The organism is Antarctobacter sp., assembly GCF_048262615.1.
Lineage (GTDB): Bacteria > Pseudomonadota > Alphaproteobacteria > Rhodobacterales > Rhodobacteraceae > Antarctobacter.
Genome location: NZ_JBLXFB010000005.1, coordinates 202764 through 216501 on the forward strand (window position 1 = coordinate 202764; position 13738 = coordinate 216501).

Genomic DNA, 13738 nt, shown 5'->3' on the forward strand with positions numbered 1-13738 from the left:
GTTGCGCGCATGCGAACAAGGAGGGCGGCATATGCCCATGGTAGACATCCGCGACGTGCGGAAACAGTACGATGACGGGTTCGAGGCACTCAAGGGCGTCTCGCTCGCCATCGAAGAAGGCGAAATTCTCGCGCTGCTGGGGCCGAACGGCGCTGGCAAGACAACCCTCATTTCCGCGATCTGCGGGATCACCCGGATCACCGGAGGCACGATATCCGTCGGCGGTCATGACGTGATTGCCGACTACCGGGCAGCGCGCAGGCTGGTTGGGCTGGTGCCGCAGGAAATCAACCTTGAACCCTTCCAGAAGGTCGCCGATGCGGTACGCTTTTCGCGCGGGTTGTTCGGCAAACGCGGGGATGAGGCGCTGGTGGAACGCATCCTGCGGCGGCTGTCGCTGTGGGACAAACGCGACTCCAAGGTCATTGAACTGTCGGGCGGCATGAAACGCCGGGTGCTGATCGCCAAGGCTCTGGCGCATGAACCGCGCGTCCTGTTTCTGGACGAACCCACCGCCGGGGTCGACGTGGAATTGCGCCGCGACATGTGGGAGACGGTCCGGGAACTCAAGAACGATGGCGTGACCATCATCCTGACCACCCATTACATCGAAGAGGCCGAGGCGATGGCCGACCGGGTCGGTGTGATCAACAAGGGGGAGATCCTGCTGGTCGAGGACAAGGCCAGCCTGATGGGGCGCATGGGCAAGAAGGAACTGACCATCGACCTGATGGACCCCATCGCCACCCTGCCCGAGGCGCTGTCGGACTATGACCTGCACCTGTCCGAGGATGGCACACAGATCGTCTACAGCTATGACACGCAGGCCGAACGCACCGGGATCGGGCGGCTGATGGGCCTGCTGGCCACGTCCGGTTGCAATGTGCGCGACGTGCATACGGCGCAGAACTCGCTTGAGGACATCTTTGTCAGTCTTGTGGCCGACCAGAAAAAGGAGGCCGCGGCATGAACCTTCCCGCGATCCTGTCGATCTACAAGTTCGAGATGCTGCGGTTCTTCCGTACCATCCTGCAAAGCTTCATCTCGCCGGTGGTGTCCACCTCGCTTTACTTCGTGGTCTTTGGCGCGGCTATCGGGTCTCGAATCGATCAGGTCGAGGGCGTCAGCTATGGCGCGTTCATCGTCCCCGGTCTGATCATGCTGTCGGTCATGACGCAGGCGATTTCGAACGCCAGTTTTGCGATCTACTTTCCCAAGTTCATCGGCACGATTTACGAACTGCTGTCGGCACCGGTGAATTTTCTGGAAATCGTGCTGGGCTATGTCGGGGCTGCGGCGACCAAGGCGCTGTTCATCGGGGTGGTGATCCTTGGCACCTCGGCGCTGTTTGTCGATCTGGAGATCCAGCACCCCGTTGCGATGCTGGCCTTCCTTGTGTTGACCTGCGTCAGCTTTGCCCTGCTGGGGTTCATCATCGGCATCTGGGCCAAAAGCTTTGAACAGTTGCAACTGGTGCCTTTGCTGGTGGTCACGCCGCTGGTGTTCCTTGGTGGCAGTTTCTATTCCATCTCGATGCTGCCCCCGGCATGGCAGACGGTCGCCTACTTCAACCCGGTGGTCTACCTTGTGTCCGGTTTCCGCTGGTCGTTCTTCGGGATCGCCGATGTGCCGATCGCGGTCAGCCTTGCGGCGATCGGCGGGTTCACGGCGATCTGCATGATCGCGATCTGGTGGATCTTCAAGACCGGCTGGCGCATCCGGAGCTAAGCATGTCGCCTCGCCCGACCTTCCATGGCCGGGCGGGGCATTTGATGCCTAGATCACCCCCGGCTCTTCGGCGAAGGTGGTGATGATCTCTGACCCGTCATCCATCACCATCACCCGTTGGGTCCGGTCGCCTGCCGCGTTGAAGCTGTCCTCATAGCTTTGCCACGGATAGACATCATCGGGATCGGTCATGGTCGAGGTTGTCAGGGCACCGCCCTGATAGGCATTGGTCAGCACCCGGCTATCGTCATAGCTGTTGGTCTGGCCGGTCACGACACCCGCACTGTCAAAAGTGGTGTGGAGCCTGTGCCACACAAAGTCGTCCGCGCCATCGGTGACGGTGACCGCGCTCTTGGTGCCGTTTGCATAGGTCGTCTCGACAATCTGCCCGCTGTCCAGCACCATCACCCGCGAGGTGTGCGCGCCGCCCGTATCGAAACTGTCGGTGTAGCGGGTCCAGTTCAGGCTATCGGCCACGTCGGTCACGCGCAGCTGGGTCCGGACGCCGCCGCTGTAGTCGGTCTCCAGACGCAAACCGCTGTCCAGCACCATGGACCGCAGGACACGCGCGCCGCCCGCATCCAGAAAATCGGTGTAAGTGGCCCAGTTGAAACCGTCGTTCAGGTCGGTGATCGTCACCGAGGTATAGGCCGTCCCGTTGCCGGGCAGCAGCGCGACAGTGTAGGCCCCCGCCTGCGCGTCGCCGTTGTCATCGACCGTCAGAGAATATTCCCCATCGACCGGCGCAACAAAAGTCACGCGCCACGCACCGCCGGTGTAGACCACCTGAAGGCCCGCGATGTTGCCGTTTATCGCCCCGGTGGCGTAGGCCACGCTCCAATAGGTCGAACCGGAATCGTTATTCGAAACGCCGAAGGACCCGGCAGACGCGCCGCCGAACAGCCCGGTCAGGGTGACAGTATAGGTTTCCCCCGCTTCCAGCGTGACCAGCGTGCGGTCGACTTCATCGCTGCCTGCCACCGACCCGGCAAAGCTGTCGCCCGGCGTCAGCGTATAAATCGTGTCCAGACCGGTGGCGGCATCGGTTGTTTCGGTCACGGCAACGCCGCCCGCCGGTCCGCGCGGCGAAACCGTGTCGACCCGCAAGCCGCTGTCCAACGTCATGGACCGCCAGACACGCGCGCCCGTGTCGTCGAACCTGTCCACGTAGCTTACCCAAGGATAGGCGTCAGCGACATCCGTCATGGTCGACACACGGCGCTGCCCGCCATCGAATTCCACCGCCTCGACCCGGCCATCGTCATAGGTGACGCGCTGATCGGTCAAGACAGCGATCCCGTCATAAAAGCTCTGGATGTCTTCCCAGGCGAAGGCGTTGTTTGCATCCGTGACCGTCGCCGACAATTTCAGCCCGTTGGCAAAGACGGTCGCCAGCGTGCGGCCATCATCATAGGCCATCTCGCGCAGGATCAGGGCACCGCCAGCATCGAAACTGTCGGTGTATTGCGCCCATGGGAAGCTGCCATTCGTGTCGGTGACAGTGGTTGTCGACACCGCCGATCCGTCCCCCGAGGCGATGGACATACGGTAATCCGCAGCCTGCGTGTCGCCGTTGTCATCGACCAAAAGCGAGTATTCGCCCGAAACCGGCGCAACAAAGGTCGCGCGCCATGCCCCGCCAATGTCGGTGACCTGCACACCCGCGATGTTTCCGCTCAGGGCCCCGTCAGCATATTGCGCGCTCCAAAAGGTCGGCCCGGTGTCGTAGTTCCCGACGCTGAAAACGCCCGTCGACCCGCCGCCGAACAGCCCGGTGAGCGTGACACTGTAGGTCACGCCCGCCGACAGGGTCACAAGGGTTCTGTCGACCTCATCGCCGCCCGCAACGGAGCCGACAAAGATATCGCCGAGGGTCAGGGAATAGATCGTGTTCACCCCGGTCGCGGCATCCGTCGTTTCAAAAATAGTCGCCATACCAAACGCGCCTTTTCAAATCACAATACCCGCACCCTAGCATTTGAGGCGGCGTCCGAAAATCCGTTCAGCGCTGTGTTTCGGCCTGCGGCACCACCTCTATCACTGCGGCGACAAGCCCCTCTTCGGCCCCCCGCTCTATCCGGAAGGCCGCAAAGCGATAGCCCCAGAGCGGCTCGACCTGTGTCAGCCATGTGATCAGCCGGTCAAAGCTGACCGCCTCAAAGCGCATCTCAATGCCATCCCCGCGCCGGGCCGACAGGCTCGCCACGTTTTTGGACAGCCCCGCGCCCTCAAGGCTGCGCTGCACCGCCGCCAACCCGATGGGGGCCGTGGGTCCGGGGCCGGTGGCAGAGCGCAACACCTGCATATCCGCGACCCGCGCCGCGACCCAGACATCGACGGCGCGCGCCTCGTCCAGCGCCGCCTGCGCCGCTGCGCGCCGCTCTACCAAAGGCCACAGCAGGCCCGCCGCAGCACCGCAGGCAAGCACAAGGGCCATCACCAGCAACAGCGCCCGCTCCCGCCCGGTCAGACGCAGCAACTGGTCCACGAACCGGCGCGTCATCCGCCGTTCTCCGGCAGGCCGATTTCCAGATCGGCGGTCACGCGGCCGCTGTCCTCTGCCAACCGTGCATCGCGGACCGTCACGCGCAATCCCTCTGCGCCCAGTGCATCGACCAGCGCATCGACGGCGGCAAAATCGCCTGCGTGCAGGACAAGGCGCAGGCCGCCCGATGGCTCCCACGCCACCGATTGCAGGTCCGCGCCAGCCCCGGACACGACGGGGGCGGCATCCGCGAACAGATCAAGCGGCGAGGCGTCGTCAGTGCTGGCGCGCAGCGCCGCGCGCTCATCCGCCAGCACCCGCGCGATCTGCACCCGCATGTCGAGGATAGGGCCGGAGGGGACAAAGTTCTGGCGCGTCGCCTGCAAGGCGCGGGTTGTCACGGTCGCGGTTTCCTCTTCGACGGCGCGGATTACCGTCAGTTGCGTCGCGGCCCAAAGCGCCGCCGCCACCGCCCCGGTCAGCACCGGCCATTGCCAGGCCCGCACCTGCCGCTGCAACCGGGTGCGGGCGGCCTGCGGATCGGCGCGCAGGTCCAGCGTCAGCTCGCCGCGCGAGAAGGCGCGCAAGGGGGCGGACCTGATCTTGGCCGGGTCGGTTTCCAGCGGAATACCGGCCTGCGCCAGCCACCCCTCGAACGCGGGCAACGGTGCCCCGAACCGCAGAACACGGTCGGGCGCATGTCCCGCCGCAACCAGCCGCGCGGCCTGAAGGCAAAGCGCGCCCTCTGTCGTGGTCGCCCCGTCATAGGGGCCAAACCGCACCCGCAGGCGGTCAGGCGTGCCCACAACCGTCCAGATCCCCTCGGAGACCGGCAGGGCAAGGTAGTCGGGCAGCACCGCCGCACAGCGTCCTCCGGTCTGCCCGCGCCATTGGGCAACTTGCGCACGCTCCGCGACCATCACCTTTGACCAGGTTTCGGCCATGCCCTCGGGCGCGAAGGGCCGCAGTTGCAGCGCCGCCGCATCGGCCCCCAGCATATCCGCAAGCTGTCGCTGTGCCACCTGTTCGCGCGCCCGGCCCCGCAGCCCTTTCGGCAGGTCCAGCGTCACCAAGGGCACCGCCTCGCCCGGCACCAACGCCACATAGCGGCCACGCGGCGCAGGTCCCGTGATCGGGGCGGTTGCCAATCCGGGGTCCGTCGGCAGCGCTTTGGTGTCGTGCAAGTCATCCATCGGGAAGACGATAGTCGACCAACACCCCGACTGGAAGCGGGTGCCGCGACAACACCACACGGCGCGCGGCCGTGCGCCCGTCCAGACGGGCGGTCGCGCGGGCCAGAAACCACTCCGATCCCGTGGCGATCCGGGTGTCGTCCACCTGCGCGACCACGGCGGGGGACAATTCGAGCAGGAACTCCTGAACCGATCCGAACGGCGTGCGGGCGCGCCGCAGGACAAGGGCCTGCGCCCGCTCCACCGTCAAACCGGGCACCCATGCGGCAAGCACCTGCGGCACGGCGGTATTGACGTTCAGCCGGGTGTCGCTGGGCAGCGCCACAATCAGCGGCTCCAGCCGGTCGAACGTCTCTTGTGACAGGCCCGGCACCGCCAACAGTTGCCGGGTGTCCAGAACCGGCCCGCCGCGCGGCTGCGTGGCGGGATCGACACCGGCATAGGCGGCCGCATTCAGCGGCTCGCCGGGGGCAAGAAAATCGCCGATCTGACCGCCCAGTTCAGACGACAGGCCCAAGCCGGACAGCAATCGGGCGAAGGCGTCCTGAGCATTCAGGTCATCCGGGACAGCCAGCCAGTTCACGTTAAAGCGCCCCTGCAAATCCTCCATCGTTCCGGTAACCGCCCCTCTGTCCAGTTCGGCGGCAACAATCGGCCGGGCCCAGCTTTCGGTCAATGTGTCCGGCCCGCCTGCGGGGTCCGCTTCAAGCGCGGCAATCGCCAGGGCCTCGAAGGCATCCAGATACGCGTCGAGTTGCGCCGCCCCCTGCCATGCCGCCTGCCGCTGTACGCTCATCTCTGCGCGGATCAGCAGAACCGCCGCCGCCGCCGCCAGCGCGCCCACCAACACCAGCGCGTTGACAAGAATAAAGCCGCGCGGCCCCGTCATTGCAGCGCCTCCAACAGGCGGACTTCTCCCAGACCCTCAAGGACCAGAGTGATCTCGATGGCGGCGGGCAGGATATCGGAATAGGTGTTGGCGACCAAGGCAAACGCCGCATCGCCGTCCGCCGCACCGGGCGGCGGCGATTTGGCGAACAGATCCGCCCCCGCCCCCTCGATCCAGCCATAGCCGGTCCAGTAGCTGCGCAGACGCAGCGCCTGAACACCGGTCAACAGGACCCTCTCAGGGCCGCGCTGGCGCGCATGGGCCGGGGTTGTCACTGGCCAGAACCGGCGTGACAGCAGCCCACCCTCCCGGTCCAACCGCCATTCGGCGCGCTGGAAAGGCGCATCCGCCCCGGCCGGCGCGGCGATGGACAGGCCAAACTGCCCCTCTGAAATCTGATGCAGCGCCGATTGCGGCGGGCTGTCGGGCGGATAAAACAGCAGCGGTGCCGCGCGGTCCAGATCGGACCGGAGCAGCGCAAGCGTCACGCCCAGGCTCTGGTCCCGGTCGTCGCGCGCGGTCAACACATCGCGGCTGCGGATCGTGCCGCTGAGGGTCTGCATGCCCATCACGGCGACCAGTGCAAACAGCGCCATGGCGACGACCAGTTCGATCAGCGACAGCCCCGTGTCCCGCCGCATCATGGCACCCGCGCGGGTGGCAGAACGGTGACCAGCGTCGCCCCCGGACCGCCCTGCGAGGTCACGGTGATATCCGCCCGGATCAGACCCGCGGCGGTGGTTCGTTGGCGGGTTTCGATGTCAAAACTGTAGGGGCCCAGCGTCACGGTTGCGGGCAGCGATCCGCTTGCGGGCAGTCGCAATTCCTCGGCGCGGTTTTCGGCCGCCAGTTGCGCCAACAGGCGCGGTGTCGCTCCGCCCAGCGTGGTTCGCGCCTGCCCGATCACGTTCAGAGTGGCCAGCGTGCCCAGCGACAGGATGGCGATGGCGATCACCAGCTCCAGCAGGGTCAGGCCCCGGCAGTTTCTGGGGGCATTGAGGGCATTGGGCGGGTTTGGCGCGCGGGTCACTGGACCGATCACTGGGCGGCGCATGTCAGCTTGCTCCACCCATCGGAGGCGCATCGCCAGACCGGCCCCCGCCTGCTGTTGAAGACCAGCGCAAAGGCCGTGCTGCTGCCGTCTGGGGCAAAGGTGATCTCGGGCGTGCCAAAGTCCGGCAGCGGACCCGTGGCCGTGAAATGCGCCTGCCCGCGCCAGTCATACAACCGCGCGCCGCTGTCCCAGCCATTTTCGCCTTTGCGCGCCAGCATCAATGCGTCGGGAGTGACGGTCAGGCCACGCCACTCGCGGCCCAGAATGGCCAGCGCCCAGTTCTGGTCATGCGCCCGGCGGAACCTTTCGGCATCGCGCGCGGCAGGGGATACGGCGGACCCGGTGGCCAGTCCGGCCCCCACCGCCAGCACCGCCAAGACCGCAACGGAGACCATCAGCTCCAGCAGGCTGAAGCCCGCCTCGCGTGGGTTTACCCCTGCGTCCACGACCCGATGTCCGCATCCGCCCCGGTGCCGCCGGGCACCCCGTCGGCGCCATAGGTAAAGACGTCGAAATCGCCGTGAACCCCCGGTTGCAAATATTGATAGGGCCGCCCCCACGGGTCTTGCGGCACCCGGTCCATATAGCCGCCCGACGACCAGTTCTGCGGCACCGGCTCGCTGCTGGGCCGTGTCACCAGCGCCTCCAGCCCCTGATCGGTGGTGGGATACCGGAAATTGTCCAGCCGGTAGAGATTGACCGCCGCCTGAATCGCCCCGATGTCCGATTGCGCACGGGCAGCGCGGGCCTGATCGGGCCGGTCGATGACGCGCGGCACGATGACCAGTGCAAGGATCGACAGGATCACCACGACCACCATCAGTTCCAGCAACGAAAAGCCCGCGTCGGCGGCGCGGCGCGGCGCGGCCTGTTGTGTTTGTGACATATGCTCCCCGGAGGCTCTTGACGTTTTCCGGCGATCCTAGACAAGAACCCGAGGGCAGACAATCGCCGCCGGACAATGCGTTGGCGGATCGGAGGGCCGCCATGACCGACTTGTCGATGCTCTTGCTGTTGCTGCTTGCCCCTGCGGTCGGATCGTTTCTGGCGGTGCTGGTCGACCGGTTGCCGCGCGGCGAGGATGTTGTGACCCGGCCTTCGCGCTGCCGAAGCTGCAACACGCGGCTGGGTTGGCGCGATCTGGTGCCGCTGCTGTCCTATCCCCTCCAGCGCGGACGCTGCCGAAACTGCGGTGCCGCCCTGCCCGGCTGGCTCTGGCTGATGGAGCTTGCGGCGCTGGGATTGGCCGGTCTGGCGCTGCTGCGCGGCGGCACCGGGTGGGAGGTCTGGTGTTCGGCGGGCCTGCTGTGGCTGCTGCTGGCGCTGGCGGTGTGCGACCTGCTCTGGTTCCGGCTGCCCGACGCGCTGACCGCGGCGCTGACGGCGCTCTGCCTTGGCGCGGCTCTGGCGCAGGGCGTGTTTGTTCAGGCACTGGCGGGCGGTCTGCTGGGCATGGGCAGCTTTCTGGCCCTGCGCATCGGCTACAAGGCGCTGCGGGGGCGTGAGGGGCTGGGCCTTGGCGATGTGAAACTGATGGCCGGACTGGGCGCACTGACCGGCCCGTTCGACTTGCCGTTGCTGGTTCTGGTCGCCGCTCTGGGCGCGCTGGTTGTCACCCTTGGCGTGCATCGCGGCGTCAAGGGCGACCTTGCCCTGCCGTTCGGAACGGCCCTCTGCGGTGCCGCCGCCCTGCTCTGGCTGCTTGAAAAAACCCTGCTCTGAGCGCACAACGCCCTCGCGCATTGTGTCAGGATCGCTAGGATCGCCCCGCGCTGCCCTGCAACACGCCCGAGAACCGGAGCCGCCATGACGTCTTTTTTACGCCCCTTTGTCACAGTCCTTATTGCCTCGACCACGGCCTTTGCGCCCTTGCCGCTGACCGCGCAGGACGTGGCCGATCCACCTGCCGCCGAAACGCTGGACCCGCCGGAAATGGCCGCGATCGAACGCGCCTGGGCGCAGGGGGACTTTGTCACCGTGCGTCAGGGGCTGAAAGCGCTGGCCGAGGAAAGCGGCACCGCCTTGGCGCAGTATCGCTATGGCCGCGTGCTGATCGAGGGACGCGGCGGGCCGCGCGATCCGGCGGGCGCGGTGCTTTGGCTGAACAAGGCGGTGGAGCAAAACCACGTCGAGGCCGCCACCCTGCTGGCGCGAATCTATCTCAGCGATGTGCCCGACGGTCCCGGACGCGACCCGGTCAAGGCCGCCGATCTGCTGACCCGTGCCGCCACCCGTGGCGATGCCAGCGCGCAATACATGCTGGGCCTGCTGTACCAGAACGGCCAAGGCGTCGCGCAGGACCAGAGCGCGGCCTTCAACTGGCTGCTGGCCGCCGCGGAACAGCGGCACGCCATGGCGCAATTCTCACTCGCTGCCGTTCAATTCGAGAACAAGGAAAATGAAGAGGGGATGCGCTGGTTGCGCGCGGCCGCCGGTGAGGGGCTGACAGAGGCGCAGATCCAGCTGGCCATGCTGCTTGACGATCCCGAAAGCGGTGTGACCAACCGTGTCGAAGCGCTCGACTGGTTCCGCCGCGCGGCAGAGACCGGACATGTCTTGGCCCAGCGGATGCTGGGCACCCGCTATTTGCAGGGTGACGGGGTGACAGCCGACCCGCAAGAGGCCCTGCGCTGGCTGACGCTGGCCGCGAAGGCAGGTGACGCCGGGGCGATGAGCAACCTTGGCTACGCCTTTGCGCGCGGCGAAGGTGTGCCGCAGGACATGGAGCAGGCGGTACGCTGGTATCGCATGGGGGCGGAAAACGGGCTGGGACGCGCCATGGTCGCGCTGGCCCGGCAGTACGAACTGGGCTCTGGCGTGGCAGAGGATTTCGACACCGCGCTGACGTGGTACACCCGCGCGCTGGACACCACGGACGCGCGCCTTGCGCGGATTGAGCTGGGGCGGCTGGCCATCGAGGGACGTCTGGACGGGCGCGCGGCCCCGCAACGCGCGGTGCCTTGGGTCATGGCCGCCGCCAAGGCGGGGCGCGATGGTGCGCTCGACTGGCTTGATACGCAGGCAAAGGCAGGGAACGTGCAGGCGCAATCCGCCTTGGCGCGGCACTTGTTCGACACTGATGAGGCGCGGCGCGAAGAGGCATTGACGCTGATGCGCGCGGCGGCGGACCTTGGCGACGGCCCGGCGCAATTCGCCCTTGCCGGTATCCTTGCCCGTGGCGACCACGATGGCACGCCCGATTATGTCGAGGCGCACAAGTGGTACAATATCGCCGCCACCTTTGGCCATCCGGACGCACCGGAAAAACGCGAGGTGCTGGGCGATCTCATGACACCCGAGCAGATCGCCGCCGCGCAAGACGCCGCCCGCGCCTGGTTTGAAACCGACGCCCTGCGCGTGCCCGCGCCAGAGGCCAACTGATCATGCGCCGACGACTGCTATGTCCGCTTGCCCTTGCACTGGCCCTTGTGACCGCGCCCGCCCTTGCGCAGGGCGACCTGCGCGCAGCCGCCGAGGCCGGGGACCTGACCGCGCAACTGACGCTGGCCGAACGGTTCGAAAACGGTGACGGTGTGGTGCAGAACTTTGCCCGCGCGGCGCAATGGTATGACCGGGCCGCCGAGGCAGGCAGCCGCGAGGCCGCCAACCGGCTGGGTCGGCTGTATCACGCGGGTCTGGGCGTGCCGCGCGACATCCCGCGCGCCATCGCCCTGCTGGAACGGGCCGCAGAGAGCGGTACAGCCGAACACCTGTACGATCTGGCGCTGGTGATCGAGACCACACAAACCGATGAGGCAGAATTGACCCGCGCGGCCGGATTGTACCGGCGCGCGGCCGAGGCCGGGAACCTTGACGCAGCGGTCAGCCTTGGCGTGCTGTTGCAGAACGGCAAAGGCGTGGCGCAGGATTTTGCCGAGGCCGCCGCGCTGTATCAGGGCGCCGCCGACGCGGGCCATGCGCGGGCACTCAACAACCTTGGGCTGCTTTATGTGCGCGGCAACGGCGTGGCGCAGAACTATGACCGCGCCGCCACCCTGTTCCAGGCGGCGGCGGACAAGGGACTGCCCGAGGCGCTGACCAATCTTGGCGTGCTATACGAAAACGGCTTCGGTGTCCCGCAGAGCGACGAACTGGCCGCGAGCTATTACCGGCGCGGTGGGCAAGGCGACGCCGGTGCCAGACAGGCACAGCATCTGGTCTACGATGCGCGCCTCGCGCCGCCGCCCGACGATGCGGACGCCCTGAAGGCTTTGGAGAAAGCCGCCCTTGCAGGTGACCCGGTGGCCGAATTTCTGGTGGCCTATCTGGTTCTGGAGGACGATCTGCGCGACCCGCGCCGCGACGTCCGGGCGGCGCTGATGATGCGTCGCGCCGCCGAGGCAGGCTACGCCCCGGCCATGGCAAATGTCGCTTTGCTGTACTTCCGCGGTCTGGGCGTTCCGCAAGACTACGTGCTTGGCCAGATGTGGCTGGTGCTGGCAGGCACCAGCGGTTTCGACGGCACCGCCGGTCTGACCGCGTACTGGAGCGCGAAAATGACCGCCGACCAGATCAACGACGCACAGGCACGGGCCGAAGCGAAATGGGCGTCGTGGCAAAATGTGGTGCAGTAGATACCCGCGAGACACGCATCAAACTTGACCCAGCGGCACCTTTCAGGGCATTATTGCGTGGAATAGGGGCAGCCGTTAACATTTCTGCTCAAACTTATTTACCCAAAGACCAAGGGACACCAAATGCGGGTCGGCCACACTCTTCGCGTACTAGCGATTGCCACATTCACTTTTGCAGGGGGCATGGCCCAGGCCGCCGACCCGGTGGCGCAGCACAATTCGACCGCCTTCTGGTTCGTGAACTGGTTCGGGCTGACCAACGCCAAGCTGGACGTGGTCGCCCCCAGTGGCGAAATGACCACCGTCTTCGCGGCCTCGGGCACGCCGGTTTTCGAACTGGACCGTGGCAATGCGGCGGATGGCGTCTACAGCTTTGAACTGACAGCCGCGACCGAAGAGAAGGTCAAGATCATCAATCCCCAAAACAACGGGCGCGGTGACAAAGCCTCTGATACTGCGGCGAAATCCTTTTACCTGACAGGGCAGTTCGTCGTATCCCGAGGCGTCATAACCACGCCTGACGAGATGACCGAAGAAGAAAACTGATCCGATAAACGAACCAACGCGCGCGAGGAACAAGACCATGGCCAACAAAATGAAATCGACGCGGAAGATCGCCGCGGCAGGCCTTGGTGCCTGGGTGGCGCTGTCCGGCAGCGCCTCTGCCGACATTCAACACCTTGATGATGTCATCATCACGTTCAGCCTGTGCGTCGGCAACGACTGCGTCAACGGCGAGAACTTTGGCTTCGATACCTTGCGACTGAAAGAAAACAACCTGCGCATCCACTTTCTGGATACGTCGAACAGCGCAAGTTTCCCGACGAATGACTGGCGCATCGTCGCCAACGACACGTCAAACGGCGGCGCAAGCTATCTGGCATTCGAGGATTCGACCGCAGGGCGCATCCCCTTCCGGGTCGAGGCTGGCGCACCGGTCAACACCCTCTACGTCGAGGCTGACGGTGACGTCGGTATCAAGACCGCCAACCCGGTGGTGGACATCCACGTCGTCGAGGGCAACACACCGACCCTGCGTCTGGAACAGGACGGCAGCGACGGGTTCACCGCGCAGACCTATGACATCGCCGCGAACGAGGCGAACTTTTTCATCCGCGACGTGACCAACGGCAGCAAGTTGTTCTTCCGCGCCAAGCCCGGTGCCCCTGAGGACAGTATCTTCATCGATTCCTCCGGCGAAGTGGGCATCGGCACAGACAACCCGACCGCCGCGCTGCACGTTCGCCGCAGCAACGCATCTGCGGCGCTGCTGATTGAAGAAACAAACGGCACCGCAGCCCTTCGTGCGCTCATGACGCTGTCCAACAATGGCGACGTTCTGTTCCGCATGGACAACATCGATTCCCCCGACACATGGGATTTTGCGACGGCAAAGGGCCTCAGCGCATTGGCGATCAACGCCAATGGCGGCGCGTCCGAGTTCTTGCTCAGAAGCAACGGCAACCTGACCCTGCTTGGCACGATCACCACCTCGGGTTCCTGCGCGACCCCGTGCGATGCGGTCTTTGCGGATGACTACAACATCCTGCCGATCTCGGCGCGGGCGGAAATGATGTACGATCTTGGCTATCTGCCCAACGTCGGCCCGACCGCCGAAACTGGCCAGTATGACCTGACCCAAAAGGTGCTGGGCATGCTGAATGAGCTGGAACACGCGCATATCTACATCTCGCAGCTGAATGAGCGCATCGAGGTGCTGGAGACCGCGTTGACCACACAGGCCAAGTGATCCGGCCCCGGTAGGCCATGACCATGCCACGACGATCCTGATACCCGCCCCGCCTGCCCACCGCA

Annotated in this window: 15 protein-coding genes; 7 read left to right on the forward strand and 8 right to left on the reverse strand. The window is 65.6% G+C overall.

Annotated features, from left to right (window positions below):
- Window positions 1-31 precede the first annotated feature (31 nt).
- A complete protein-coding gene (locus ACN0S5_RS07995) occupies window positions 32-970 on the forward strand; it encodes an ABC transporter ATP-binding protein (protein WP_417207596.1) in 939 nt (312 codons plus the stop codon).
- On the forward strand, window positions 967-1728 hold the full coding sequence (locus ACN0S5_RS08000) for an ABC transporter permease (protein ID WP_417207597.1): 762 nt from the start codon (window positions 967-969) through the stop codon (window positions 1726-1728). The genes ACN0S5_RS07995 and ACN0S5_RS08000 overlap by 4 nt, the downstream gene beginning before the upstream one ends.
- A 48-nt stretch (window positions 1729-1776) precedes the next feature.
- Here the strand turns inward: ACN0S5_RS08000 and ACN0S5_RS08005 are convergent, their stop codons facing one another.
- From ACN0S5_RS08005 to gspG, 8 genes are all read right to left on the reverse strand, one after another.
- On the reverse strand, window positions 1777-3663 hold the full coding sequence (locus tag ACN0S5_RS08005) for a hypothetical protein (protein WP_417207598.1): 1887 nt from the start codon (window positions 3661-3663) through the stop codon (window positions 1777-1779).
- A gap of 67 nt (window positions 3664-3730) precedes the next feature.
- Entirely contained in the window at window positions 3731-4231 is a 501-nt protein-coding gene (gene gspM, locus ACN0S5_RS08010) for a type II secretion system protein GspM (protein WP_417207599.1), read from the reverse strand.
- On the reverse strand, window positions 4228-5397 hold the full coding sequence (gene gspL, locus ACN0S5_RS08015) for a type II secretion system protein GspL (RefSeq protein WP_417207600.1): 1170 nt from the start codon (window positions 5395-5397) through the stop codon (window positions 4228-4230). Before gspL ends, gspM begins: the two co-directional genes overlap by 4 nt.
- A gap of 1 nt (window position 5398) precedes the next feature.
- Complete coding sequence (gspK, locus tag ACN0S5_RS08020) at window positions 5399-6295, reverse strand: type II secretion system minor pseudopilin GspK (protein ID WP_417207601.1); 897 nt, start codon at window positions 6293-6295, stop codon at window positions 5399-5401.
- Window positions 6292-6936 carry a type II secretion system protein GspJ gene (locus tag ACN0S5_RS08025; RefSeq protein ID WP_417207602.1) on the reverse strand — a complete coding sequence of 215 codons (645 nt, stop codon included), beginning with the start codon at window positions 6934-6936 and terminating at the stop codon, window positions 6292-6294. Before ACN0S5_RS08025 ends, gspK begins: the two co-directional genes overlap by 4 nt.
- Window positions 6936-7349 (reverse strand): prepilin-type N-terminal cleavage/methylation domain-containing protein, encoded by a 414-nt coding sequence (locus ACN0S5_RS08030; RefSeq protein ID WP_417207603.1) that lies wholly within the window; start codon window positions 7347-7349, stop codon window positions 6936-6938. The genes ACN0S5_RS08025 and ACN0S5_RS08030 overlap by 1 nt, the downstream gene beginning before the upstream one ends.
- Window positions 7334-7795 (reverse strand): type II secretion system protein, encoded by a 462-nt coding sequence (locus ACN0S5_RS08035; protein ID WP_417207604.1) that lies wholly within the window; start codon window positions 7793-7795, stop codon window positions 7334-7336. The genes ACN0S5_RS08030 and ACN0S5_RS08035 overlap by 16 nt, the downstream gene beginning before the upstream one ends.
- Window positions 7780-8235 carry a type II secretion system major pseudopilin GspG gene (gspG, locus tag ACN0S5_RS08040; RefSeq protein ID WP_417207605.1) on the reverse strand — a complete coding sequence of 152 codons (456 nt, stop codon included), beginning with the start codon at window positions 8233-8235 and terminating at the stop codon, window positions 7780-7782. The genes ACN0S5_RS08035 and gspG overlap by 16 nt, the downstream gene beginning before the upstream one ends.
- Before the next feature lie 101 nt (window positions 8236-8336).
- Between gspG and ACN0S5_RS08045 the strand changes: the two genes are divergently transcribed.
- From ACN0S5_RS08045 to ACN0S5_RS08065, 5 genes are all read left to right on the forward strand, one after another.
- Window positions 8337-9071, forward strand: coding sequence for a prepilin peptidase (locus ACN0S5_RS08045; RefSeq protein ID WP_417207606.1), 735 nt, complete (start codon window positions 8337-8339; stop codon window positions 9069-9071).
- Window positions 9072-9155: 84 nt separating this feature from the next.
- The gene (locus tag ACN0S5_RS08050) at window positions 9156-10730 is read left to right on the forward strand and encodes a tetratricopeptide repeat protein (RefSeq protein ID WP_417207607.1); all 1575 of its coding nucleotides are present in this window, start codon (window positions 9156-9158) and stop codon (window positions 10728-10730) included.
- A gap of 2 nt (window positions 10731-10732) precedes the next feature.
- A complete protein-coding gene (locus tag ACN0S5_RS08055) occupies window positions 10733-11923 on the forward strand; it encodes a tetratricopeptide repeat protein (RefSeq protein WP_417207608.1) in 1191 nt (396 codons plus the stop codon).
- 183 nt (window positions 11924-12106) lie between these two features.
- On the forward strand, window positions 12107-12469 hold the full coding sequence (locus ACN0S5_RS08060) for a hypothetical protein (protein WP_417207610.1): 363 nt from the start codon (window positions 12107-12109) through the stop codon (window positions 12467-12469).
- A 37-nt stretch (window positions 12470-12506) separates the two neighbouring features.
- On the forward strand, window positions 12507-13673 hold the full coding sequence (locus ACN0S5_RS08065) for a hypothetical protein (RefSeq protein WP_417207611.1): 1167 nt from the start codon (window positions 12507-12509) through the stop codon (window positions 13671-13673).
- The last annotated feature ends 65 nt before the right edge of the window (window positions 13674-13738 follow it).